This window comes from Sphingobium sp. DN12, from assembly GCF_051058005.1.
Taxonomy (GTDB): Bacteria; Pseudomonadota; Alphaproteobacteria; order Sphingomonadales; family Sphingomonadaceae; genus Sphingobium; species Sphingobium yanoikuyae.
The window spans coordinates 3,649,038-3,674,601 of sequence record NZ_CP173717.1; the positions used below are offsets into that span (position 1 = coordinate 3,649,038).

Consider the following 25,564-nt stretch of genomic DNA (forward strand, 5'->3'; position numbering starts at 1 on the left):
ATTCCTTATCCATTTCAACGGGATCGCCGCCTTGCCCAGCCTCCGCCTCGCGCGCCTTTGCGCCCTGCCCTTCCTGTTTGCACCGCTGCCCGTGCTGGCGCAGGCTCCGCTTGATGCGGTCGCCGGCGACAGCGACATCCTGGTCACCGCCCGCGCACAGAAACTCTATCGCGTCGAGGATAGCGAGATCGGCAAGATCCCGGCTGATCCGATGGACATTCCCCAGTCGGTGCAGGTCATCACCAGCGAGTTGATCCGCGATCAGGGCGCACGCGACATCACCGACCTTTATCGCAATGTCGCGGGCGTCAGCGCCAACCAATATGCCACCGTTACCTATCGCGGTTTCCGGCAGGAATCGATGTTCTATGACGGGCTGCGCGGCGACCCGTTCCAGGGCTTCGCCGTGCCGAACCTGTTCAGCATCGACCGGGTCGAGTTTCTCAAAGGGCCGGTCGGCATGCTCTATGGCGCCAGTTCGCCGGGCGGCATGGTCAATTATGTCACCAAGAAGCCGCAGGACAAGTTCGCCGCATCGGTGCGCGCGGTAGTCGGCAATTATGACCGCTATGGCGCGTCGGGCGAAGTGACCGGGCCGATCGACGCCAATGGCGTGGTCGCGGGCCGGGCTGGCCTGTTCTACGAAAGCTTCGACACGGTGCAGCGCTTTTCCGGCAGTCGCAGCCTGGTCGCGGACGGCGGGCTGAAGTTCAAGCTGGCGCCCGACACCAGCCTGACGGTGCAGGCGACCCGTTATGACCAGGATCTGCCGGGCAACCGGCTGCGCGGCGTGGCGATCGATGCAGACGGGAATTTCCTGGCCGATCGCAACTGGACCCATAATGAGAAAAACGACAGACTGGACCTGAAAGGCACGGTGCTGCAGGCACGGCTCGACAGCCGGCTGTCGGATGCGGTCAGTATCAATGCATCGGGTCGCTGGTTCCGCTATACCGAATATCAGCGCTATCATGAGCCGCTGGGGCCGATCGACACCGACGGCGATGGCGTGGTCGATACCCAGCCGCGCGAATTCCGATCGCAGCATCGCACGATCGAGGGCGCGAGCCTGGCGAGCAACATGATCGCCAGGCTGGAAACCGGCGGGGTCAAGCATACAATATTGGTCGGCGCCGACTGGTATCGCGAGACGCAGGATTTCAGCGGCGTGACGATCAAGGGCGTGCCGGGCCTGTCGCTGAGCAATCCCGTCTATGGCCTGAGCAACCCGACCGAGGCGGACCTGGCCGGCCTGACGCCGGAAGTGAATGCGTCGCGCGCCCATCGCTACGGCGTCTATGCCCAGGAACAGGCAGATATCGGCGAGCATGTCATCCTGGTCGGCGGCGTGCGCCATGACTGGTTCGACGACAAGGACGAGATCGGTGGCGCCTATGCCGATGGCGGTCGCTGGAGCTGGCGCGTCGGCGGCATCTACAAGCCGGTGCAATCCGTGTCCCTCTATGGCAGCTATGCCCAGAGTTTCGAGCCGCAAAGCCCCGGCAACCAGAATCCGGCGGTCGGCGGCCCCTTCGCCCCGATCGCCAGCCGCCAGTTCGAGGTCGGCGCCAAGGGCGAACTGATGCAAGGCAAGCTGCAACCGACGATCGCGCTCTATCATATCGTGCGCAACGGCATCGTGCAGGTCGATCCCGATCTGGAACCGGTCAATGGCCTGGACCAGCTGTCGCCGGTCGGCGAAGTCACCAGCAAGGGGATCGAACTGACGCTGGCGGCCGATCTCAGCAAGAATTGGGTGCTAACCGCCAATTACGCCTATAATGATGCGCGCATCACCGACAGTGCGGAAGGCGCCACGATCGACAATGCGGTCGGCGGCCGCTTCCCCAACGCCCCGCATCATCAGGCCGGGCTATGGTCCCGCTATCAGATCCCCGCCTGGGGCACGGCGCTGGCGCTGGGCGGCCAATATGTGTCGGGGCAGATCGACCGGCGCGGCGCGCATATTCCCGGCTTTACCGTGTTCGACGGCAGCATCACCCAGGATCTGGGTTTTGCCGAGGCGATGATCCGGGTCGAGAATATCTTCGACAAGACCTATGCCGTCGCCACCTTCGATGCGCGCAAGGGCGCCTTTGTCGGTCGGCCGCGCACCGTCTTCCTGGAATTGCGGCGCGACTTCTGACGGTCGCGCCGCGCCCCGATCAGGCGGGGTTATGCGCTTTCAGAAAGGCTTCGAGCTGCTGGAGAAATTCCAGCCGGTCGGCCTGGCGCGAGAAGAAATGGTCGGCCAGCGGCTGTTCGACATAGATATAGTCGCGGCCATCCACCTTGCCGGCAGCCTTGAGCTTTTCCGCCATCTCGCGGGACTGGCCGACCGGTACGCGCCGGTCCTTCTTGCCATGCATCAGCAGGATCGGCGTCGAGAAGCCGGCAGCATAATTGATCGGCGAGACGACAGCAAAATCGGGCGCCTGCTCCTTCAGCCAGTCGCCACTGGCACCGGAATTCAGGAAGCGCCGATCATAGCGCATCATCGCGCCGAGATCCGACACGCCGGCATAGGAGACGGCGCAGCGATATTTGCCGCCATCGCGCTGGGCCGCACGCATCGCGGCATAGCCACCATAGGAGGCGCCGACGATGCATACCCGCTTGGCGTCGGCAATGCCCTGCTTCACCGTCCAGTCGACCGCGTCATTGAGGTCATCCTGCATGGCACGGCCCCATTGCCCCTCGCCCTTGGCCGCGAATTCCGTGCCATAGCCCGATGAGCCGCGATAATTGGGCTGGATCACCGCATAGCCACGATTGGCCAGGAACTGCACCCACCAATCCCAGGTCTCCGCGTCGCGGGCGAAGGGGCCGCCATGGGGCATCAGGATCAAGGGAAGGTTCTTCGCCTCCTTGCCATAAGGCAGGGTCAGCACCGCCGCGATCTCCAGGCCATCACGCGCCTTGTAGCGGATCGTCTTGACCGGGGAGAGTTGGGGCCGGACACCCAGCGTCTCGCTGACCTTCGACAGCAGCGACATGGCGCCATAATCGGTGTCATAATAATAATAGGCCCCCGGCTGGCTGGCGGCGCCGACATGGACGATCAGTTTCTTCAAATCCTGGCTGGTCGAGATGATGCGCGCGCGGCGATCACCCACGGCCTTGTCGATATCGGCCTGAATCTTCGCCAAAGTCGGGTCGAACCAGTGTACGGCTGGCGCATCGGCGGTGTAGCGCACGCCTGCCATGCCGGTGCCGGCGGCGTCAACCTCCAACCCGCCAAGGTCGAAACCGGGCGCTTCGTAGAGCTTCTTGCCCAGTTCCAGCGTGCCGAGGTCCAGTTCGTAAAAGGCGTCGGTGCCGTCGCGATCGTCACTGGCGATCGCCTCGCCCGGATCGGCCGTGAACAGCATCGGCACGATCAGCGATTCATGGCGACGCCGATTGGCCTTGTCGACCACGCGAAAACTGCCGCGACCATCGGGGCGGTAGAGCAGTTTCGAGGAACGGGCCGTGTCATTATAGCCCACCCCCATGCGCACCGCGCCGGTCGCATCGGCATACCAGCTGCGCACATATTGGCGCGACGCAACGACGGTGCGCATCTTGCCGGTGCTGACGTCCACCTCGCTAACCTGCGGCCAGAAACCAAGATCATCATAATAGATGGAGGTCTGGTAGGAGAGCAGGATGCGCGGGCTGCCATCACGGGCGACCCAGATGACATCGTCGCCATTTTGCGCGGCGACAGCCTTGGCAAGGATGCTGGCCTTGGTGCCGTCCGCCTTGATGCTGGCGACGCGGCTGATCGACCAGGGCATGCCCTGCACATTGGTTTCTGCGCCGATGCCGACGATCAGCCAGTCATTATTGACCCAGCGCCACCAGTTGAGGTCATTTTCGCCCAGGCCCATGGTGCGAACATTGCCGCCTTTCACTTCGGCGATCACCAATTGCTGCACGCCCTTGATCGCGATCCGCGCGGCGACGCGCGCGCCATCAGGCGAGAGTTCGGGTGAATCCATTGCCGGCAGTTCGGCGAAGGCCTCGATCGGCCAGGTCTTGGCGACGGTCGCCGGCACCTTGGCAGCGTCGGCCTTGGTCGCATCGGCTTGCGCAGAGACAGCAGGTGCAAAAGCCGCGAGCGCGCAGGCTGCGGCGGATAGAATCGGTTTCAAACATACCCCCCAGTCAAACATGACCCCGCCCGTTGCCGGGCGGGGTCATCGTCAGTCCGGCGATTTAAAACCGGGTTAAGCGCCGTGTGCAAGCGCCGCGAGCAACAATAGCGCCACGATATTGGTGATCTTGATCATCGGATTGACCGCCGGGCCGGCGGTGTCCTTGTAGGGATCACCCACGGTGTCGCCAGTCACTGCGGCCTTGTGTGCCTCGCTGCCCTTGCCGCCATGATGGCCATCCTCGATATATTTCTTGGCATTGTCCCAGGCGCCGCCGCCCGACGTCATCGACAGGGCCACGAACAGGCCCGAGACGATGACGCCCAGCAGCAACGCGCCCAGCGCGGCAAAGCCGTTGGGCACGCCCGCGACCGCCGCGATGATGAAATAGACCGCGATCGGCGCCAGCACCGGCAGCAGCGAGGGGATGATCATTTCCTTGATCGCGGCGCGGGTGACCAGATCGACGGTGCGGGCATAATTGGGGCGCGACGTCCCTTCCATGATGCCCTTGTTGGTGGCGAACTGGTCACGCACGTCCTTGACCACGTCGCCGGCCGCGCGGCCGACCGCCGTCATCCCCATCGCGCCGAACAGATAGGGCAGCAGCGCCCCCAGCAGCAGGCCGACGATGACATAGGGGTTGGACAGGCTGAAATCGACCGGCTCGGTGAGGCCAAGGGCCGAATTGTAGAATTTGAGATCCTCCGTATAGGCGCCGAACAGCACCAGAGCCGCCAGGCCGGCCGAGCCGATGGCATAGCCCTTCGTCACCGCCTTGGTGGTGTTGCCGACCGCGTCGAGCGCATCGGTCTTCATCCGGACGCTGTCATCGAGATGGGCCATTTCAGCGATGCCGCCGGCATTGTCGGTGACCGGGCCATAGGCGTCGAGCGCGACCACCATGCCAGCCAGCGCCAGCATCGCGGTAGCGGCAAAGGCGATGCCGATGAGACCCGCCAGCTGATAGGCGACGATGATGCCAATCACGATCACGATCGTCGGCAGCGCCGTCGATTCCAGGCTGATGGCGAGACCCTGAATGACATTGGTGCCATGACCGGTTTCCGATGCCTTGGCGATCGAGCGGACCGGGCGATAATTGGTCCCGGTATAATATTCGGTGATGACGACCAGCAGCCCGGTGACGGCGAGGCCCACCATCATCGACCAGAACAGCGCCATGCCGGTATAGCCGCCAACGCCATCCAGGTCAGTGCCGAACGGCGTGCTCAGATCACCCAGCGTATAATGGGTGACGAACCAGAGCGCCGGGATCGACAGGATCGCGGTGGTCCAGAAGCCCTTGTAGAGCGCACCCATGATCGACTGGCTGACGCCCAGGCGGACCATATAGGTGCCGATGATGGAGGTGATGATGCACACGCCGCCGACGATCAGCGGCAAGGCCATCAAGCGCATCAGGAAGGCGTTGTCGACGCCGGTCACCAGCAATGCGGTCAGCACCATTGTGGCGCCGACGGTGACGACATAGGTTTCGAACAGGTCGGCCGCCATGCCGGCGCAGTCGCCGACATTGTCGCCGACATTGTCCGCGATCACCGCCGGGTTGCGCGGGTCATCCTCCGGGATGCCGGCCTCCACCTTGCCCACCAGATCGGCACCGACATCGGCCGCCTTGGTGAAGATGCCGCCGCCCAGTCGCGCGAAGATGGAGATGAGGCTGGCGCCGAAGGCCAGCGCGACCAGGCTGTCGATCACCAGCCGGTCATCGGGGGCATGGCCAGCCGGGCCGGTCAGATACCAGAAGAAGACACTGATCGCGAGCAAGGCAAGGCCCGCCACCAGCATGCCGGTGATCGCGCCGGCCCGGAAGGCGACGGTAAGACCGTTCTGCAGCGTGCCGCGCGACGCCTCTGCCGTGCGCACATTGGCACGCACCGAAATGTTCATGCCGATGAAACCGGCAGCCCCCGACAGGATCGCGCCGATCAGGAATCCCACGGCAGAAGTGATCCCAAGGAAGAGGAAGACGAGGACGGCGACGACGATGCCGACCACCGCAATGGTGGTATATTGACGGCCAAGATAGGCCTTCGCCCCCTCCTGGATCGCCCCCGCAATCGCCTGCATGGTTTCATTGCCCGCCGGTGCGGCAAGCACCTGGCGACTGGTGAAAAGCCCGTAGAGCACGGCCAGCAGGCCGCACCCTATGGCAATATGGACTATCTGCATGCTTGTTCCTCTCCCCCTATTGTTGCTGTCATCGATCGCTCCGCAGGGAATGACGGGCGGGCGAAGGGCGCAACAGCGGGCGGCCGGACGGAGAAACGCCGGCATCGGGCACCGCGTCAATCAGCAACAGGACGATGCGCATCGGGCGCTCCAACCGGCTGAGAATAGGGTGATAGGAAGCTACAGGTCAGGCGCCGCGCGTCAAGCCGGTAGCGCAATGATCCAGATCAGCCATGTTCCCAGCCAAGCCGGTCGGGCAGCGGCATGACCGCGCCGTCGATCAGCAGGGTCAGGCCTGCCCCTTCTGTGAAACGGCCGATCGGGATCGCGCGCACCGGCGGCGACACGCCGGGCGGCAGCGCGAAAAGCAGTTCATAGTCGTCGCCGGCACGGGCGGCGGCGAGTTGGATCGCGGTGCTGGCACCGCGCACGCTTTCGAGCGCCGGGGATAGCGGGATATGGTCGATGGTGACGGCGAGGTTGCTGGCCGCGCCCATCCGCGCGGCGTCGATCAGCAGGCCGTCGGACAGGTCCATCATCGCGGTCGCGAGGCGGGCGAGCAAGGTGCCCTCCGCCAGACGCGGTCGCGGTCGGCGATAGGCGGCGACCAGCGGGCCGGATGCGGCAGGATCGGCGCGGGCAAGGTCGAGCCCGATGCCGGCATCGCCGACCGGCCCGGTGACATAGAGGCGATCGCCCGCCCGCGCGCCTGCGCGGCTGGGGACCGGCGTGCTGGTCGCCTCACCGATCGCGGTCAGGCTGTAGCTGCGCGGTGCGCCGGCCGGCATGCTGACCGTGTCGCCACCGAGCAGCGGCATGGCATGACGCTCCAGCGCCTCGCCCAGACCTTCGAGGAAAGCCGCGTCCCAGCCATCGTCGCCCGACAGGCTGTAGTTGAGCAGGCAGCCCACCGGTTTCGCGCCCTTGGCGGCGAGGTCCGACAGATTCACCGCCGCCAGTTTCCAGCCGATATCGGCCGGCGGATCCGTGGGGAGATAATGGACGCTCTCCACCATCGTATCGCTGGTGAGGATGAGGCGCGTGTTACCGACCGGCAGCACCGCGACATCGTCCTGCAACCCCTGCGCGGCAGGATCATGGGCGAGCAGGCGCAGCAGGGTGAGGAAGCGGGATTCGGCGGACATGATGTAATCTCTATCCCAGCACCTGCTTCTACAGAAATCATCCGTCATCCCCGCAGGCGCGGGGATCCATTGCGCGCTATGTTGGCGAGGAAGCGCTGAATGAATCCCGGATCAAGTCCGGGATGACGTCCATTACAGAACGCGTCCGTGCAACCTTATTTCCGCACGTCCTTCGACACGCCGTCGAGCAGGCCGTTGACGAAGCCAGCTTCGCGCTTGTCATAGAAGGCGTGGGCGACGTCGACATATTCGCTGATGACGGTGCCGGTCGCGACATCCTGACGGGCGAGCAGTTCATAGGTGCCCGCGCGCAGGATCTGGCGCATCGGCTTGTCGAGGCGGTCGAGGGTCCAGCCGCTCGACAGGCGCGCGCTGATCAGCCCGTCAATCTCGGCGCGACGGCGATCGACGCCCGACACGACATCATCGAAGAAATTCTGTTCGGCCTCGGCATAGGTCACATCCTCGATCGTCGCGCCCAGGCGATGTTCGTGGAATTCGTGCAGCAGCAGATGGAGCGGCGTGCCCTCCATTTCGAGCTGGTAGAGCGCCTGGACCGCGGCGAGGCGCGCGGCGGAGCGGGATTTGGAGCGGTCGTTCATGCGGCTTTCTAATCCGTGAATATCATGCCTGTCGAGAAGCCCGCATAACCGGTTCTCGACAGGCTCGAACCGAACGGGAAGAAATCAGAGCCGCAGCGCGACCGATGCGGCGTGAGCGGGCAGTCCCTCCGCCTCCGCAAGAGCGACGGCCGCGGGGCCGATCGCCTGGATCGCGTCGGGGGTAAGGCCAAGAAAACTGGTGCGCTTCATGAAATCGAGCACCGAGAGGCCCGAGGAGAAGCGCGCCCGGCGACCGGTCGGCAGCACATGGTTGGGGCCAGCGACATAATCGCCCACCGCCTCGGGCGTCATACGGCCGAGGAAGACCGAACCGGCATGGCGGACCTGCGCGAAATAGCGGTCGGGATCGTCGACAGCGAGTTCAAGATGCTCGGGCGCGAGTCGATCGACCAGCGGCATCGCCTCGTCCAGATCGCGCACCAGGATGATCGCGCCATTGGCGGCCCAGCTGGTGGTGGCGACGGCCTGCGTCGACAGCAACGGCAGGCGGCGCATGACGGCCTGTTCGACGGCGTCGGCAAAGGCGGCATCGTCGGTGAACAGGATCGACTGGCTGGTCGGATCATGTTCCGACTGACTCAGGAGATCGGCGGCGATCCAGTCGGCATCGTTCTGGCCATCGGCGACGACGACGATTTCGGACGGGCCGGCGACCATGTCGATACCGACCACGCCATAGAGCTGGCGCTTGGCTTCGGCGACCCAGGCGTTGCCAGGACCGGTGATGACGTCGACCGGCTTGATCCGATCGGTGCCATAGGCCAGCGCGGCGACGGCCTGCGCGCCACCGACGCGCCAGATTTCCTCGATCCCTGCAATCTGGGCAGCGGCCAGCACCAGCGGATTGATCTCGCCCTTGGGCGTCGGTGTCACCATGGCGATGCGCTGCACACCCGCAACCTTGGCCGGGATGACGTTCATCAGCAGCGAGCTGGGATAGGCGGCGCGGCCACCCGGCACATAGAGGCCGGCGGCATCCACCGCGGTCCAGCGCGCGCCGAGGCGCACCCCGGCGGCGTCGATGCCATCGCTGTCCACCGGCTTCTGCTTTTCATGATAGGCGGTGATGCGGGCAGCGGCGAGTTCGAGCGCGTCGCGCAGCGGCGTCGACAGGCCATCGAGCGCGACGCGGCAATCCGCCGGGTCGACCGCCCAGCCGCTGACGTCCAGATCATGATGGTCGAAGCGGCTGGTATAATCGGCGAGCGCCGTGTCGCCATGGGCACGCACAGCCTTCAGGATGGCGCCGACGTCGCGCGACACATCCTCGTCCGCCTCGCGCCGGGCATCGACCAGAGCGGTGAAATCGGCCGCGAAACCGGCGACCTTGCTGTCGAGCCTAAGCGGCATCGCGCACCTCCACGGCCTTGCGGAACGCCTCCACCAGCGTGGTGAGATCGGCCGAACGCATCTTGTAGGCGGCGCGATTGACGATCAGCCGCGCCGAGACGGGCATGATGATCGCGGTCTCGACCAGGCCATTGGCCTTGAGCGTGGCGCCCGAGGACACAAGGTCGACGATGCGGCGCGACAGGCCAAGCGAAGGCGCCAGTTCCATCGCGCCATTCAATTTCACGCATTCGGCCTGAAGCCCGCGCGCCTCATAATATTTGCGGGTGAGATGCGGATATTTGGTGGCGACGCGGACATGGCTCATCGCCGCCTGATCCTCGTCCCCGGCATCCGCCGGTTCGGCGACCGACAGGCGACAATGGCCGATATTGAGATCGACCGGGGCGTAAAGTTCGGAATAATCGAACTCATCGACCACGTCGGAACCGACGATGCCGATCTGGGCTGCGCCATGGGCGACGAAGGTCGCCACGTCGAAGGCGCGCACGCGAATGATCGACACATCGGGCCGGTTGGTGGCGAAGCGCAGCGCCCGGCTCTTCTTGTCATGAAATTCCGCCTCCGGTTCGATACCGGCTTTGGCGAGCAGGGGCAGCGCCTCTTCGAGGATGCGGCCCTTGGGGATGGCGAAGGTGATCGGGCGAGTCATGACCGGCGGGCCTTAGCCATCGACGCGCCAAAGCACAAGATTTTCGGGCCAGGAAGAACGGGAAGCTCAGCCCCAGAAGCGCCTTGTGTCGAGCAGAGCGGCATAGGCCTTTTCGGCGCGGCGCAGCAGGCGGCGCTGCGCCTTGTCATCCGGCGCGGGCAAATCGAAGCCGATACCGGCCGCCGCGAGGGTGGCGGGCGCAGTCGACAGATCGTTGAGAGCGCCCAGATCATCCTGCAGCTTTTCCAGCATGGCGGAGAAGGCAGCATGGCGTCGCTGCTGTTTGTTCTTCGGGAAAAGCGGCGCGAAAAATTCGCTGGCGTAGCGCAGCTTCTTGGCGGCGATGCGGGCCTGGTGGCGCCGCTCGTCGCTGCGCCTGGCAAGATTCTTCCCCTTGCGCTTCAGCCGCTTGCGTCGATCCGACAGGATTTCGGCAGCGAACGGCCTGACAGGCGCATGCAGCAACGCGGCATCGGCCGGTCGGCTACACCAGTCACCCAGCGCCAGCCATTCGGCGAGATCCAGCATCAGGATGCGGGTCTCGCGCGCCTGCAGGCGAAGCTCGGCATCTGCCAGCGCTTCCGCACGAACAAGCGCGAGGCGGGCGGTGGCATCATCAGGCAGGCTGGGCAACAGCACGTCGATATTGCGGACCCGGCCCAGCGTGGCAGCGAGCGCACGCAGACCATCCTTGAGCGGCGCGAGCGCGAGATCGCCCGCCAGCACCGGCGCAAAGATCGACAGCGCCGAGCGCAGCCGGCGCAACCCCACCCGCGCCTGATGCAGCGCGCCGGGCGCACCGGTGGTGAACAGAAGATCCTCGTTCAGGCGGAATTGGCGGATGCAGCCCTGGGCGATGGCACGAAAGGCCTGCTCGACGGTTGCGTCGGGCGCAATCGCAATGGGTTCGGCCTTGGCCGGCTTGCGCCGTTCCTTCGCGAGCAGGGCATAGCCGCGCTCCGACTTGGAGCGCATGCCCAGACGCAGCGGCACCAGGTCGTTGAGCTGGCGGGCCATCGAAAAAAGCAGGGCCGGTTCACCCGACAATAATTCCAGTTCCACCTCTGCCAGCGGGGTGGCACGACGGCCGACCCGAACCCGGCCAATGTCGATCGCGCATTCGACCCCCTGCCCGTCCCGATCGAGCCGATGCACGGTGCGTTCGATGTCGGTGACAAAAATCTTGTCGGCGGTCGCGACGGTGGCGGCGCCGACGGCCCGATCGAGCGGATCGGGAATCGCATCGAACAGCGGGACATTGCCGTCGACCGGCTTTTCCCATTCCGAGCGGGCAAAGAGGCCAGCCGCCCTGCCGCCATCGGCCTTGATCGTCTGGACATGGGCCCGCCCCTTGCGCCGGACGCGCAGCGAAAAACCGGCACGGTGCAGATCGAGCGCGGGGGTGTCGAAATAGGTGGCAACCAGATGGGCCGCCTGCCCCTTCTGCCCTGCGAACAGCGGCGCATCGGCCAGCAGGGGGCGATCGGCCGGGTCAAATTCCAGCTTCAACTCGACTTCGCGGTTGTCCATCCATGCGCCCCTTGTTGCGAGCGGTGCCCCGGGGCGGGGACGCTAGATCGAATCGGGCACGAAAGGAAATATAATTGTCACAATTGGCCGTGCCGCCGGCTCAGGCGGCCTCGGCCAGCGCAGCCTCGGTCGCGGCGATCCAGCCGCCGCCCAGTACCTGATCGCCGGCATAGAGGACTGCGGCCTGCCCTGGCGCGACGCCATATTCGGGCGCGTCGAAGAGCAGCCGGTCTCCTTCCAGACGCGCGGGAACAGGCTTGGCCATCGAGCGGACCTTGGCTGTCAGAGGTCCGGTGAAATCGCGCCCAAGCCAGTTGATGTCGCTGAGGCGTGCGCCCGACACGGCCAGCGCAACCTTTGGCCCGACGATCACCCGCCGTCCTTCGGCATCGAGCCGCACGACATAGAGCGGTTCTGCCTGGCCGCCGATCTCCAGCCCCTTGCGCTGGCCGACCGTATAATGGATCAGCCCCTTGTGCCGGCCCAGCACCCGGCCGTCGACATGGACGATATCGCCGCCCTCGTCCGCATCGGGGCGCAGCTTGCGCACGATCTTGGCATAATCGCCATCGGGCACGAAGCAGATGTCCTGGCTGTCGGGCTTCAGCGCCACCGACAAGCCGAGTTCGGCGGCGATTTCGCGCACCTGCGGCTTGGGCAAACCACCCAACGGGAAACGCAGATAGTCGAGCTGGGCCTGAGTCGTGGCGAACAGGAAATAGCTCTGGTCGCGCGCCGGATCGGCGGCGCGGTGCAGTTCCGCGCCCTGCGGCCCTTCGATCCGGCGAACATAATGACCGGTCGCCAGGCAATCGGCACCCAGGTCGCGCGCGATCTGGAACAGGTCGGTGAACTTCACCCCCATATTGCATTTCACGCACGGGATGGGGGTGCGCCCGGCCATATATTCATCGGCAAAGTCAGCGATCACCGAATCGCGAAACTGGCTTTCATAATCAAAGACATAATGCGCAATGCCGATGCGGTCGGCGACGGCGCGCGCATCGCGGATATCCTGGCCCGCGCAACAGCTGCCGGTACGGCCGACGGCGGCGCCATGATCGTAAAGCTGGAGCGTCACGCCGATCACTTCCGCGCCGGTCTTCGCGGCGAGCGCGGCGACGACGCTGCTGTCCACGCCGCCGGACATGGCAACGACAATGCGCCGCTGCGAGAGCGGCTCTGGGAGCTGAAATTCGGGCTGCATGGCCGCCCATATAGTCGCAGGCGGCGCTGCGTTCCAGCATCTTCCCCCACAAGCGTATCGTTTCGATGACGAAAATGTGTCCGGCATTTACCGGACCTTATCGATTAGCCCGGTAGAAGCCTGGTCATGGATCTGAGTTTTCTCCGGACAGGCGGGCTGAAACCCGCCCTGACAAGGCCGACAGGCCGGGCACGCGTCCCGGCCTGGCCTTTCCTGCGGGCGGCTTCGGCTGCGGCGCAGGCGGCCAGTCCCACGGCCCTGGCGGTCGCGGGCGTCCTGCGGGGGCAGGACGGGATGGAGGACTGGATTCAGGAACTGGCCGAGATTTTCGCGCCACGTTCCGACGGCAAGATCGAAGCCGTTCGTCTCGCAGGAAGCTTTAACCCGCTGATCGCGAGCCATTTAGGGGTGGGGCAAGGATGATGAAGCCTGTGTTTACCTTGGGGCTTTAGCCGATCTTCAGGGCTGATGTGACAACGAGGTTTCGCTGCTGAATTCGGCAACGCCAATGCCGCTAATTGAGGGTAAAGATGATAGAGAACCAGAAAATCAGGCCTGCACAGGTCGTAGGACCGCTCGGCGAACCCCTGACGCTGGAAAATCTGCCGCCCGTGAACACCACTCGCTGGGTGGTGCGTCGCAAGGCAGAAGTCGTCGCTGCCGTCAATGGAGGTCTGCTGACCGTGGACGAAGCATGCGCCCGCTACAGCCTGACGCTGGAAGAATTTGCCAGCTGGCAACGGGCGGTGGACCGTTCGGGCATGCATGGCCTGCGCGTCACGCGCATCCAATATTATAAGTCGCTCTACGAGCGGCAGCAGAAATATTGAGGGATCGGGTGCCGCCGACAGGCGCGCACCGGAGAGGATGATGCAGGGGCCGCCGGACAGACCGTCCGGTGGCCCCTTTTGCATTGCGCCTTGGGGATGGTTTCCAAGGCGGAATCATTTTCTGCGGGAACGCGAAGCCATGTTCCGGGTTGAATAGCCAGCAAACCCGTTGGGGGTGTGGTCAAGGAGAGTAACATGGGCATCATCTTGTGGCTTATCGTCGGCGGCATCATTGGCTGGCTCGCCAGCATGATCATGCGCACGGACGCGCAGCAGGGCATCTTGCTGAACATCGTCGTCGGCATTGTCGGCGCCTTCATCGGCGGCCTGATCTTCAGCGGCGGCTCGATCAACAATGCCGGACTGACGCTCTACAGCTTCCTCGTTTCGCTGCTGGGCGCGGTCATCCTGCTGGCGATCGTCAACCTGGTACGGCGCGGATCGGTCCGCTAACGACCCGGAATTCCATCTCAAAGGCCGCGTCCTTCCCAGGAAGGTCGCGGCCTTTTTGCGTCAGCGCCGGACGCTGAACCAGCGATAGAGTGCCAGCACCGCGATCGCGCCCAGCACGGCGGCGATGAAACTGGCATGCTCGCCCGGCGCGTAGAAGCCCATGATCTGACCGACAAAGGCCGCCAGCAAGGCTCCGGCCATGCCCAACAGGATGGTCACGACGCAGCCCCCCGGATCGCGGCCCGGCATGACCAGCCGCGCCAATGCTCCAGCGAGCAGGCCCGTCATGATCCATCCCAGCAATTCCATGGTGCGCATCCTCTTATATTAGCCAACCCGCCCCAAGTCGCGGCATAGCGACATAGTCCGGCCCCTTTGGCAAGAGACGGACAAGATGCAAGAGCCCGCCAGCCCCTTCGCATCAGCACAATTGGCTTTGCGAAGGCCCGTCCAACCGTGATATTGGGGCTTGAGGGCGGTGATATATTCATATAACACAGTTCCGAGTTTGGGCGGAACCCGCCGGAGAGATGGAAACGGCATGAATTACGAAACTACGCTGACGGGCGAATCGTCCGCGATCCTGGTCGATGACGAAGACCGGATTCGCCGTCGCCGCCGGCTGCTGATCATCGGTGGCGTTGTTGCGGTTGCGCTGGTGGCGGCGGCTGTCGCGCTGTCGATGCGTGGCAAGGATGCCGCCGCACCCGACGCCGCTCCGCAGGCACCAGTCGTGACCGTACTGACCCCCGGCCAGACGATGGTTGCCCGCACCGTGAGCAGCACCGGATCGCTGGCCGCCCGTGTCGACATGCCGGTCGGCGTGGTCGGCGAAGGCGGCATGGTGACGCGCGTGCTGGTGCAGCCGGGCGACTGGGTCCGTGCCGGTCAGGTGCTGGCCACCGTCGAACGGTCGGTCCAGAGCGAGCAGGTCAATTCGCTGGCCGCCCAGGTCGAGGTGCAGCGCGCCAATGCCAAGCTGGCCCAGGCCCAGTTGGAACGCGCCAAAGCGCTGGTCGGCCGCGGCTTCATCAGCGCCGCCGACATCGACCAGCGCACCGCCACCCGCGACCAGGCCGTCGCCCAGGTCCGCGTGGCCGAAGCGCAACTGGCCGAACAGCGCGCTCGCACCGGCCGCCTGGACATCCGCGCGCCGGCATCCGGCCTGGTGCTGACCCGCACGGTCGAGCCCGGCCAGATCGTCCAGGCCGGCGGCGGCACATTGTTCCGCATGGCCAAGGATGGCGAGATGGAAATGCAGGCACAGGTGGCTGAAGCCGATCTGGCGACGCTGCGCGCCGGCAACAGTGCGACCGTGACCCCGGTCGGTAGCAACCAGCATTTCAGCGGCCGCGTCTGGCAGGTATCGCCGGTCGTCGATCCGCAGACCCGCCAGGGCATCGCTCGCATCGCGGTCGCCTATAATGATGCGATCCGTCCCGGCGGTTTCGCGTCGGCGACGATCACCAGCGGCTCGGGCAATGCCCCGCTGCTGCCGGAATCGGCGGTACAGAGCGACGTCAAGGGCAGCTATGTCTATATCGTCAACGGCAAGAACCAGGTCGAACGGCGCGACGTGAAGGTGGGCCAGGTGTCCGACACGGGCGTCGCCATCACCAGCGGCATCACCGGCGCCGAGCGCATCGTGACGTCGGCCGGCGCCTTCCTGACCGTGGGGCAGAAGGTGAAGCCGGAAGCGCTCAAGGCGCGCTGACGCAATGGTCCCGGCCGGGTCATCGTGCCCGGACCGGCAGGACTGACAATATTGGAAGCGGACGCGGTCGCGTCCGGTGAGGGAAGCCCGTCATGAGTTTTCGCAATATCTCCGCATGGGCGATCCGCAATCCGGTGCCGCCGCTGGTCCTGTTCGCCGCGCTGATGCTGGCCGGTGTCGTCAGCTTCCTGCGGATGGACATCAACCAGAATCCCGACATCAGCTTTCCCATGGTCAGCGTCACCGTGTCCCAGCCGGGCGCCGCGCCGACCGAACTGGAAACCCAGGTGACCCAGCGGGTCGAGGCCGCCGTGCGCGGCATCAGCGGGGTCGAGGACATCACCTCCTTCGCATCCGAAGGCCAGTCGCTGACCAATGTCCAGTTCAAGATCGGCACGCCGGTCGATCGCGCGGTCAACGACGTCAAGAATGCCGTCGACCAGATCCGCAGCGACCTGCCCGACGGCATCCTGGAACCGCAGGTCCAGCGCATCGACGTGGATGGCGGCCCGATCGCCTATTTCAGCGCCGAAGCGACCGACATGACGCTGGAGGAACTGTCCTGGTATGTCGACAATACGGTCGCCAAGCGATTGCTGTCGGTCAGCGGCATGGCGGCGGTGCGGCGCGGTGGCGGCGTCAGCCGCGAAATCCGCGTCATCCTCGACCCCGCCCGCCTGCAGGCCTATGGCGTCACTGCCGCGCAGGTGAATGCGCAGTTGAGCCAGGTCAATATCAACGCGGCCGGCGGACGCACCGAAATTGCCGGTGCCGAACAGTCGATTCGCGTGCTGGGCAATGCCCGCAACGCCCATGATCTGGGCCAGACCCAGATCGCCATTTCCGGCGGCCGCACGGTCAAGCTGGCCGATATTGCCGATGTTCGCGACATGTATGCCGAACAGCGCAGCCTGGCCCTGATGAACGGCCGGCAGGTGACCAGCTTCAGCCTGGAAAAGGCCAAGGGATCGTCCGACGTCACCGTCTATGACGATGCCATGAAGGTGCTGGACAAGCTGAAGAAGGAAAATCCCAAGGTCCAGTTCAAGCAGCTCTATTCGAGCGTCGAATATACACGCGGCCAGTATCACAGCGCCATGTCGGCGATGATCGAAGGCGCGGTGCTGGCGGTCGTCATCGTCTTCCTGTTCCTGCGCGACTGGCGCGCGACCATGATCTCTGCCCTCGCCATCCCGCTGTCGGCGATCCCATCCTTCTGGTTCATGGACATGCTGGGCTTTACGCTGAACGGCATTTCGCTGCTGGCTTTGAGCCTGGTGGCGGGCGTGCTGGTCGATGACGCCATCGTGGAGATCGAGAATATCGTGCGCCACATGCGCATGGGCAAATCGGCCTATCAGGCATCGATCGACGCAGCCGACGAAATCGGCCTGGCCGTGCTGGCGACCACGATGGCGATCGTCGCGGTGTTCCTGCCGGTCGCACTGATGCCGGGCATTTCGGGCCAGTTCTTCATCCAGTTCGGCATGACCGTCGTCGTGTCGGTGCTGATGAGCCTGGCCGTGGCGCGCCTTATCACGCCGATGATCGCAGCCTATTTCCTGAAGGCCCATGGCGAGGCGAGCCATGGCGAGGGCTGGCTGATGGACCGCTATATGAGCGTGCTCCACTGGTCGCTGGACCAGCGCAGGGCGAAGGCCCGACGCGCGCGCGGCGGTTTCCGCAACCGCTTCGTCGCCTTCTTCGTCGACCATCGCGTGTGGACTCTGGGCATCGGCATGCTCGCCTTCGTGGCGACCCTGTTCGCCTTCGGCACGCTGCCCATGACCTTCCAGCCGACGATCAACACCGATTTCAGCCAGGTGAAGATCGAGACCGTGCCGGGCAGCACGCTGGAGCAGACCACCGCCATCACCCGCAAGGTTGCCGACATGCTGGCGGCCGACACGGATGTGGTCGAGGCCGCCTTTGCCGATATCGAGCCGACCAGCGCCGACATCTTCCTGACGCTCAAGAAGACCCGGCCGATGTCGTCGGTCGATTGGGAACGCAAGATCGCGCCCAAGTTCCAGACGATCGCCGACGCACGGGTCAATTTCCAGTCCCAGTCGGGCGGTGGCTTCGGCCGCGACATCATCATGATGTATGGTTCGGACGATCCGGAGCTGCTGGAAAAGACCGCCAACCAGCTGGTGCATGAAATGGCCGGCATCCGCGAACTGCGCGCGCCGCGCGTGCAGGGCGACATGCAGCGGCCCGAAATCATCATCAAGCCGCGCCTCGACCTGGCCGCCAGCATGGGCGTGACGACCGCTGCGCTCAGCCAGTCGATCCGCATCGCGACGATCGGCGACATCGACCAGAATGTCGCCAAATTCTCGCTGTCCGATCGCCAGATCCCGATCCGCGTCGCGCTGGCCGAGGATAGCCGCAAAGATATCGCCACGATCGAGAATATGCCGGTGCCGACGGTGTCGGGTGGCTCCGTGCCGCTCAAGGTTGTCGCTGACATCAGCTTTGGCGCAGGCCCGACGCAGATCCGCCGCTATAACCAAATCCGCCGCGTCGTCGTCGGCGCGGACCTGGCGCCCGGCATCGTCACCAGCCAGGCCAACCAGAAGATCAACGAACTGCCGACGATGAAGGCCATCAAGGAAGGCCGCATCCAGGGCGTGCAGAAGATCGAAGCGGGCGACAGCAAGTTCCAGGCGGAAATGCTGACCAACTTCGTGATCGCCGTCTTCTCCGGCATCATGCTGGTGCTGGCGGTGCTGGTACTGCTCTACAAGCGGATCATGCCGCCCTTCGTGAACCTGGGCTCGCTGCTGCTGGCGCCGCTGGGCGGGGCGATCGCGCTGCACATTGCCGGCCAGCCCATGTCGCTGCCGGTGTTCATCGGCCTGCTGATGCTGCTGGGCATCGTCGCCAAGAACTCGATCCTGGTGATCGACTTCGCGCTGGAGGAAATGGAAAAGGGCGTACCCAAGCAGGAGGCGATCCTCGACGCCGGTCACAAGCGCGCGCAGCCGATCGTGATGACCACGGTCGCCATGGTCGCGGGCATGGTGCCGACGGCCCTGTCGCTGTCGGGTGACGCCGCCTGGCGCGCGCCGATGGGCATCACCGTGATCGGCGGCCTGCTGCTGTCGACGGTGCTGACGCTGGTGATCGTGCCGGCCGTGTTCAGCCTGGCGCTGGGCGTCGAGCAATGGGCCGGGCCGCGGCTGAGCCGCCGCTTCCTGACCCACAAGTCGCATGACGGCCATTCGGGCAGCCATGCCCAGCCGGCGGAATAAGGAATCGGGTTCGCGCGGCCAGCCCCATGGCAAAATATGGGGCTTGCCTGAACGAAACGGGCGCGTAACCGTTTCACCGCCATGAAGCTGCTGCGCATGCCCCGCTCGCCCCTCGACGCCGCCGCCCATCCCGCGCGGCGCATGCGGCTGGTGGCGACGGGGATGTTGCTGGCGATGGCGGCGATCTTCATCGCGGCGCGCGCCACCGTCCATCTCCATCCCGCGATCGGCTTCGTCCAGGCCTTTGCCGAGGCGGCGATGGTCGGCGGCCTGGCCGACTGGTTCGCGGTCACCGCCCTGTTCCGCCATCCGCTCGGCCTGCCGATCCCGCATACGGCGATCATTCCGCGCAACAAGGACCGGATCGGCGATACGCTGGCAATATTCCTGCGCGACAATTTCCTGACCCCGGCCGTCGTCGCGCGGCGGATGCGCGGCATGGACGTGGCCGGTGCGGCCGGCCGCTTCCTCGCCAGCCCGTCCGCCGGCGACGGGCGACTGCGCGTCGGCGCATCCCGGTTGCTCGCCGACATGCTGGAGGCGCTGGATCAGGAGCGGTTGGGCGGGATGGTGAAGGGCGCGATCGGCCAGCGGCTGCGCGCGATCAATGTCGGCCCGCTGGTGGGGCAAGCAATTGAGGCGGCGATGCGCGACGGCCGCCATGCGCCGGTGATGGATGGCATCATCCAGTGGGCCGACAGGGCGCTGGAGGCGAACGACCATCTGATCCGACAGATGGTGCATGAGCGCGCGGGCACGGTGCTGCGCTGGACCGGGCTGGACGAAAATCTGGCCAATGCCATCGTCAACGGTCTGCGCAAGTTGCTGGCGGACATGGCCGCCGATCCCGGCCACAGCCTGCGCCTCAAGGCCGAGGAAGGCATGGCCAAGCTCGCCTTCGACCTGCAGTTCGACATCGAGATGCAGGCGAAGGCCGCGAAGATTCGAGACGAGATACTCGACAATCCGGCGATGCAGCGCTGGATCGAGGGGATGTGGGAACAGGCCCGCACCGGCCTGCTGCGTGCGGTACGCGATCCCGGCAAGGCGATGGCCGGGCGACTGGGCGAGGCGTTGCAGCAACTGGGCGGCACGTTGCAGGAGGATGCCCGGCTGAAACTGGTGATCAATCGCTTCGTGCGGCGCGGCGCGGTCGGGGCCACGGCGACCTATGGCGATTCGATCGTCAAGCTGGTGAGCGAGACGGTGCGCGGATGGGATGCCGGCACGGTCACCAGCCGGCTGGAGAATGCGGTCGGTCGCGACCTGCAATATATCCGCATCAACGGCACGCTGGTTGGCGGGCTGGTTGGCCTGGCGATCCACGCGATCGACACATTCTTCTGAGAAATGGTCGGGGCGCATCGGGCCAAAAACGACGCGCCCCGACCGGAACCGGTCGCACAGAGGAGAAGGCCCCCGGTTCCTAGCTGAACATCAGTCTTCGAGACCGCCCTCTCTGCCGGGCGGCGGCGATGGCGGCAGCTCGTCGGCGCTCAGCACGCCATCGCCATTACGGTCGAGATCATGGAACATGGCGAGCGACGGGGCGGAAAATTCGGCGCGATCGATCACGCCATCCTCATTGCCATCCTCGGGATAGGGCATGGCGCGGCCCGGAGGTGGGGGTGGCGCGGCGTCGCCACTCTGGCCGCCCGGTCGCGGGCCGGGTGGCGGACCACCGGGCGGAGGGCCGCCAGCGCCACCGGGGCCGCCGCCAGGGCCGCCACGGCCATGCCGACGTTCGCCCTGTCCTTCCTGCCGCGGGGTGCGCTGATGGCCCAGCATCTGCTGCATGGCTTCGGCCGAGATCGCCCCGTCGCCGTCCGAATCCATCGCCGAAAAGCGGCGGTCGAGCCAGGCCTGCATCTCGTCCCGCGTGATCCGGCCATCGCCGTCGGCATCGGCAGCCCAGGGACCCTCGGGTCGTGCCCCGCCGTCATGCGGACCTCCCGTCCGCGCAGACAGGTCGGCTGGCTGCTGGGCGAACAGCGGCACCGGCAGCAACAGGGTCGACAATAGCAGCATCGTGGGAAGGCGCATCGGGGTTCCTGGATTTGCGTTGCCCCAATGTCTCGCATTGCCGCATTGCCCCGATATGTCCCGAGGCAACGCGAATATTTCAGGCGCACCGCATTCCTGAAAATTGATGTTGCAACATATCATATTTTGATGTTGTATCATTTCATGGCCGCCGGAGAGACGGCGCCACGAGAGGAGGGTGCAGTCCATGTATATGACGATGCAACCGACACAGGATGCGACCCGGTCGGGCTATGCCGCGCGGCGCAAATCACCGATCGGGATCGGCGGGGCAATTGCGGTCCATGCCGTGGTGGTCGGCGCCTTCCTGCTGATGCCCAAGGAGGTCATCGACTGGGTGCGGCCGACGCCGCCGATCACCGGCTATCCGGTGCCGCTGCCCCCACCACCCGAACCGACGCCGCCGGAACCGACCACCCAGACGGTCCAGACCAATCCGCTGCCGCAAAAGCCGACGACCACCGATCCGATCGTACCGACGATGCCCGTTCCGGCCGGCCCGACGATCGAAACCGGCCCATCCTCGCCCTTTGACGGATCGGGAACCGGGACAGCCATCGATCCCCCCCTGCCCCCGCCACATATCCCGGTCCTGATCGATGCGACGATAGCGCCAAACGCGCTGGGGTCTTTCCAACCCGATTATCCCGGCGCGATGATCCGCCAGGGGCTGGAGGGCAACGTCACCGTGCGCGTCACCATCAGTCCGGAAGGCCGCGTCAGCGACATCGTCAAAATTTCGGCGACCGACGAGAGTTTCTGGCTCTCGACCCAGAAGCATGCGCTGCGCAAATGGCGCTTCCGGCCGGCAACGCGCGACGGTGTTGCTGTGAGCAGCGTCAAGACGCTGACCGTGCGCTTCACCCTGACCGATCGCTGAGCAGAGGACGGGCGGGCATAGCCCGCCCGTTCCTTCATGGAGGGATGTTCGATGGATCATTTTGCATCCGCGCCCGCCCTGCCCTATAAGCGCGGCATGGCGATATTTCCCCGTCCCGTTTCTCCCAAGAGCGCCTTTGGTGATTTCTGGAGCTATTTCCGGCAGCAGCGCCAGCATAAATGGCCGCTGCTCGGCGTGTCCGCGGCCTTCACCTATGTGATCGTCTGGGCCTTCATCGTCGACGCGAACACAAACACGATGCCGACCCGCAACAAGATCATCTATGTCCAGAGCTGGGATGCGAACCGTTCCGACGCGGCGGTGATCCTGCAGCAGAAGATCGACTTCGCCAAGCGCGAGGCGGCCCTCGTCAAGCAGCAGAAGAAGATGCAGGGCTTTGCCGACGCATTCGGCATCGAATGGCGCGACGAAGAGGCCCGCAACACTGCGCGGCGCAAGGAAGCCGTCCGCCAGATCAATGGCTTGCTGGACCAGCGGCTGGCCAAGGCGGAGGCCGAACAGAAGGTCGACGCGGCGACCGCCAAACCCTGACCATGATCACCGACGTCGCCGCTGATCGTCGCTATATGGCGGCGGCGATTGCCCTGTCGGAACGTGGCCGGGGCCTGTCCACGCCCAACCCCAATGTCGGCTGCCTGATCGTGCGCGGCGGCCATGTCGTCGGTCGCGGCTGGACCCAGAAGGGCGGCCGCCCCCATGCCGAGGCGCAAGCGCTGGACGAGGCGATGGACCGGGCCGAGGGGGCCACCGCCTATGTCACGCTCGAGCCCTGTTTTCACCTGAGCCCGCGCGGGCCGCGCTGCGCCGACCTGATGGCGCGCGCCGGGGTCGCCCGAGTCGTGATTGCTCTGCGTGATCCCGATCCGCGCACCGATGGCCAGGGCGCGGCCTGGCTGCGCGAGCGTGGCGTGATGGTCGAGATGGGGCTGATGGCGGGCGAAGCGGCCGAGGCGATGCGCGGCTTCGTGCTGCGCCAGACTCTGGGGCGCCCGGCAGTGACGCTGAAGCTGGGCCTCTCGCTCGACGGGCGGATCGCGCTGGCTGACGGGTCGAGTCGCTGGATCACCGGGCCGGATGCCCGTGCCCATGCCCATCTGGAGCGGGCACGGCATGACGCCATATTGGTCGGCGGCGGCACGCTGCGCGCCGATGCGCCCAGTCTGGACGTGCGCCTGCCGGGGCTGAAGGAGCGATCGCCCCGCCGGCTGCTGCTGAGCCGGAGCGCCGCGCCCGAAGGCTGGAGCGCGATTGCCGATCCGGAGGATATCGCGACGCTCGACCGGGTCGATCATCTGATGATCGAGGGCGGGGCCGAGACCGCCGCCGCCTTCCTGCGCGCCGATCTGGTCGATCGGCTGCTGCTCTATCGCGCGCCGATCCTGATCGGGTCGGGCCGGGCCGGGATCGGCGACATCGGCCTGACCGACCTGGCTGATGCCCATGGGCGCTGGCGCCAGACCGACCAGCGTCAGTTCGGCCCGGACCGGCTGGAGGTTTACGCGCGGACGCGCAGCGCCTAGATCAGCGCAAATTTCTTTCCCAAGGATCTGGGCACCATGTTCACCGGCATCATCACCGACATCGGCACCATCCGCACCCATGAGCAGCGCGGCGACCTGCGCCTGGTCATCGAAAGCAGCTATGACATGGAGACGGTCGCGATCGGCGCATCGATCGCCTGTTCGGGCGCCTGCCTGACGGTGGTCGAAAAGGGGCCGGGCTGGTTCGCGGTCGACCTGTCGGCCGAGACTGTCGCCCGCACCGCGCCGGGCCTGTGGGTGCAGGGCGGCAAGCTCAACCTGGAACGCGCGTTGAAGGTCGGCGACGAGCTGGGCGGCCATATCGTCACCGGCCATGTCGACGGCATCGGCCATCTGGTGTCGGCCAGCCGCGAGGGCGATTCGATCCGCCTGGTCATCAGCGCACCGGCGGAACTGGCTGCCGCACTGGCCGCCAAGGGGTCGATCACATTGGACGGCATCTCGCTGACCGTGAACAGCGTCGAGGATCAGCCCGACGGCAGCGTGCATTTCGGCCTCAACATCATCCCGCACACCGCGATTGCTACCACGCTGGACAGCCTGCCCGACAGCCGGGCGTTCAATCTGGAGATCGATGTGCTGGCCCGCTATCTCGACCGGATGCAAAGTCTTCGCAGTAAATGATGTGATTTCACTCTTGAAGAAATCACATCACAGTGTGATATAACGCTCATCCCCGATCCGGGAAGGAGTGTTTATGTCGTCCTCGCTTATCGATTCCGTCCGCGCCCTCGTCACCGATGGCGGCATGTCCCGATCGGGTCTGGCGCGCGCCGCCGGTCTGCACGCCAACAGCTTGCGCAAGCTGGGCGAAGGCGACTGGAACCCGACCGCCGAGACGCTGGGCAAGCTGGAAGCCTATCTGCTGAAGCGAGAGGGCGGCACCGCACTTGCCAGCCCCGAGGAAATCATCAACGAGGCCCGCAACGGCCGCATGTTCATCCTGGTCGATGACGAGGATCGCGAGAATGAGGGCGATCTGGTCATCCCCGCCCAGATGGCGACCCCCGACGCGATCAATTTCATGGCCACCCATGGCCGCGGCCTCATCTGCCTGGCACTGACCAAGGATCGCGTCGACCAGCTGGGGCTCGACCTGATGAGCCGCAACAATGGCACCCGCCACGAAACGGCGTTCACCGTGTCGATCGAGGCGCGTGAAGGCGTCGACACCGGCATCAGCGCCGCCGACCGCGCCCGCACCGTATCCGTCGCCATCGACGCATCCAAGACGCGCGCCGACATCGTGACGCCCGGCCATGTCTTCCCGCTGATCGCCCGTGACGGCGGTGTGCTTGTGCGGACCGGCCATACCGAGGCGGCGGTGGACGTCGCCCGCCTGGCCGGCCTCAATCCGTCCGGCGTCATTTGCGAAGTGATGAAGGACGACGGCACGATGGCGCGCCTCGACGACCTGATCGTCTTTGCTCAGAAGCACAAGATGAAGATCGGCACGATTCGCGACCTGATCGCCTATCGCCGCCGCCACGACCATGTGGTCGAGCGTCGCGCCGAAACCAGCTTCGAAAGCAAGTGGGGCGGCGAGTGGAAGGCGATCACCTTCTTCAACCGCGCCACCCAGTCCGAGCAGCTCGTTTTGCAGAAGGGGCGCATCAGCCCCGACCAGCCGACCCTGGTGCGCATGCACCAGCTGGCACCGCTGAGCGACATTTTCGGTGCTGAAGGCCCGCGTGGCGACGTGCTGGCCCGGTCGATGGACATCATCGCCAAGGAAGGTGCCGGCGTGGTCGTGCTGCTGCGTGACGGCGAACCCGACATGCTGACCCGGATGATCCAGGCCCATGCCGGCAAGCAGCCCGGCGGCATGGACGAACTGCGCGACTATGGCGTGGGCGCGCAGATCCTGGCGGAACTGGGCGTGCATGACATGATCCTGCTCAGCAACACGCAGCACAGCCTGATCGCCCTTGACGGCTATGACCTGGCCGTGGTTGGGCAGCGTCCGATCGAGCTCTGAAGGAT

22 protein-coding genes are annotated in these 25,564 nt (G+C 65.3%); 12 read left to right on the forward strand and 10 right to left on the reverse strand.

Features of this window, described 5'->3' with window-relative positions; translation table 11 throughout:
• Positions 1-31 precede the first annotated feature (31 nt).
• Positions 32-2,146, forward strand: a complete 2,115-nt coding sequence (locus ACI6S0_RS17295) for a TonB-dependent siderophore receptor (protein ID WP_434403731.1) — start codon at positions 32-34, stop codon at positions 2,144-2,146.
• 19 nt (positions 2,147-2,165) lie between these two features.
• Here the strand turns inward: ACI6S0_RS17295 and ACI6S0_RS17300 are convergent, their stop codons facing one another.
• From ACI6S0_RS17300 to mnmA, 8 genes are all read right to left on the reverse strand, one after another.
• Positions 2,166-4,157, reverse strand: coding sequence for an alpha/beta hydrolase family protein (locus tag ACI6S0_RS17300; RefSeq protein WP_434403732.1), 1,992 nt, complete (start codon positions 4,155-4,157; stop codon positions 2,166-2,168).
• 54 nt (positions 4,158-4,211) lie between these two features.
• Positions 4,212-6,335 (reverse strand): sodium-translocating pyrophosphatase, encoded by a 2,124-nt coding sequence (locus ACI6S0_RS17305; RefSeq protein ID WP_434403733.1) that lies wholly within the window; start codon positions 6,333-6,335, stop codon positions 4,212-4,214.
• 227 nt (positions 6,336-6,562) lie between these two features.
• Positions 6,563-7,480: a thiamine-phosphate kinase gene (thiL, locus tag ACI6S0_RS17310; RefSeq protein WP_434403734.1), complete on the reverse strand. Its 918-nt coding sequence runs from the start codon at positions 7,478-7,480 to the stop codon at positions 6,563-6,565.
• A 155-nt stretch (positions 7,481-7,635) separates the two neighbouring features.
• Positions 7,636-8,082: a transcription antitermination factor NusB gene (nusB, locus tag ACI6S0_RS17315; protein WP_004208836.1), complete on the reverse strand. Its 447-nt coding sequence runs from the start codon at positions 8,080-8,082 to the stop codon at positions 7,636-7,638.
• 84 nt (positions 8,083-8,166) lie between these two features.
• Entirely contained in the window at positions 8,167-9,453 is a 1,287-nt protein-coding gene (gene hisD, locus ACI6S0_RS17320; RefSeq protein WP_434403735.1) for a histidinol dehydrogenase, read from the reverse strand.
• Complete coding sequence (gene hisG / locus ACI6S0_RS17325; protein ID WP_004208839.1) at positions 9,443-10,105, reverse strand: ATP phosphoribosyltransferase; 663 nt, start codon at positions 10,103-10,105, stop codon at positions 9,443-9,445. Before hisG ends, hisD begins: the two co-directional genes overlap by 11 nt.
• A gap of 66 nt (positions 10,106-10,171) precedes the next feature.
• Positions 10,172-11,635: a CHAD domain-containing protein gene (locus tag ACI6S0_RS17330; protein ID WP_434403736.1), complete on the reverse strand. Its 1,464-nt coding sequence runs from the start codon at positions 11,633-11,635 to the stop codon at positions 10,172-10,174.
• A gap of 100 nt (positions 11,636-11,735) precedes the next feature.
• Positions 11,736-12,842: a tRNA 2-thiouridine(34) synthase MnmA gene (gene mnmA / locus ACI6S0_RS17335; RefSeq protein ID WP_434403738.1), complete on the reverse strand. Its 1,107-nt coding sequence runs from the start codon at positions 12,840-12,842 to the stop codon at positions 11,736-11,738.
• 126 nt (positions 12,843-12,968) lie between these two features.
• Here mnmA and ACI6S0_RS17340 point away from each other — a divergent pair, with 126 nt between their 5' ends.
• The 3 genes from ACI6S0_RS17340 (at position 12,969) to ACI6S0_RS17350 (ending at position 14,125) form a co-directional block, all read left to right on the forward strand.
• Positions 12,969-13,265, forward strand: a complete 297-nt coding sequence (locus tag ACI6S0_RS17340; RefSeq protein ID WP_010339876.1) for a hypothetical protein — start codon at positions 12,969-12,971, stop codon at positions 13,263-13,265.
• Between the two features lie 107 nt (positions 13,266-13,372).
• Complete coding sequence (locus ACI6S0_RS17345; protein ID WP_004208844.1) at positions 13,373-13,672, forward strand: DUF1153 domain-containing protein; 300 nt, start codon at positions 13,373-13,375, stop codon at positions 13,670-13,672.
• 195 nt (positions 13,673-13,867) lie between these two features.
• A complete protein-coding gene (locus ACI6S0_RS17350; protein WP_004208845.1) occupies positions 13,868-14,125 on the forward strand; it encodes a GlsB/YeaQ/YmgE family stress response membrane protein in 258 nt (85 codons plus the stop codon).
• A 60-nt stretch (positions 14,126-14,185) separates the two neighbouring features.
• Here the strand turns inward: ACI6S0_RS17350 and ACI6S0_RS17355 are convergent, their stop codons facing one another.
• Positions 14,186-14,434 (reverse strand): GlsB/YeaQ/YmgE family stress response membrane protein, encoded by a 249-nt coding sequence (locus ACI6S0_RS17355; RefSeq protein ID WP_026109172.1) that lies wholly within the window; start codon positions 14,432-14,434, stop codon positions 14,186-14,188.
• A 232-nt stretch (positions 14,435-14,666) separates the two neighbouring features.
• On the opposite strand from ACI6S0_RS17355, the gene ACI6S0_RS17360 reads away from it, so the two are divergent.
• From ACI6S0_RS17360 to ACI6S0_RS17370, 3 genes are all read left to right on the forward strand, one after another.
• Entirely contained in the window at positions 14,667-15,839 is a 1,173-nt protein-coding gene (locus ACI6S0_RS17360; RefSeq protein ID WP_434403739.1) for an efflux RND transporter periplasmic adaptor subunit, read from the forward strand.
• Between the two features lie 92 nt (positions 15,840-15,931).
• Positions 15,932-19,096 carry an efflux RND transporter permease subunit gene (locus ACI6S0_RS17365; RefSeq protein WP_434403740.1) on the forward strand — a complete coding sequence of 1,055 codons (3,165 nt, stop codon included), beginning with the start codon at positions 15,932-15,934 and terminating at the stop codon, positions 19,094-19,096.
• Positions 19,097-19,177: 81 nt separating this feature from the next.
• Complete coding sequence (locus ACI6S0_RS17370) at positions 19,178-20,443, forward strand: DUF445 domain-containing protein (RefSeq protein WP_125988563.1); 1,266 nt, start codon at positions 19,178-19,180, stop codon at positions 20,441-20,443.
• A 90-nt stretch (positions 20,444-20,533) separates the two neighbouring features.
• Here ACI6S0_RS17370 and ACI6S0_RS17375 read toward each other — a convergent pair whose 3' ends face one another.
• Positions 20,534-21,139, reverse strand: a complete 606-nt coding sequence (locus ACI6S0_RS17375; protein WP_434403741.1) for a hypothetical protein — start codon at positions 21,137-21,139, stop codon at positions 20,534-20,536.
• 187 nt (positions 21,140-21,326) lie between these two features.
• Here ACI6S0_RS17375 and ACI6S0_RS17380 point away from each other — a divergent pair, with 187 nt between their 5' ends.
• The 5 genes from ACI6S0_RS17380 (at position 21,327) to ribB (ending at position 25,559) form a co-directional block, all read left to right on the forward strand.
• On the forward strand, positions 21,327-22,019 hold the full coding sequence (locus tag ACI6S0_RS17380) for an energy transducer TonB (RefSeq protein ID WP_434403742.1): 693 nt from the start codon (positions 21,327-21,329) through the stop codon (positions 22,017-22,019).
• 51 nt (positions 22,020-22,070) lie between these two features.
• Complete coding sequence (locus ACI6S0_RS17385; protein WP_004208853.1) at positions 22,071-22,571, forward strand: hypothetical protein; 501 nt, start codon at positions 22,071-22,073, stop codon at positions 22,569-22,571.
• 35 nt (positions 22,572-22,606) lie between these two features.
• Positions 22,607-23,560: a bifunctional diaminohydroxyphosphoribosylaminopyrimidine deaminase/5-amino-6-(5-phosphoribosylamino)uracil reductase RibD gene (gene ribD / locus ACI6S0_RS17390; RefSeq protein WP_099230523.1), complete on the forward strand. Its 954-nt coding sequence runs from the start codon at positions 22,607-22,609 to the stop codon at positions 23,558-23,560.
• Between the two features lie 36 nt (positions 23,561-23,596).
• A complete protein-coding gene (locus ACI6S0_RS17395; RefSeq protein WP_434403743.1) occupies positions 23,597-24,205 on the forward strand; it encodes a riboflavin synthase in 609 nt (202 codons plus the stop codon).
• 73 nt (positions 24,206-24,278) lie between these two features.
• Entirely contained in the window at positions 24,279-25,559 is a 1,281-nt protein-coding gene (gene ribB / locus ACI6S0_RS17400) for a 3,4-dihydroxy-2-butanone-4-phosphate synthase (RefSeq protein ID WP_434403744.1), read from the forward strand.
• Positions 25,560-25,564: the final 5 nt, after the last annotated feature.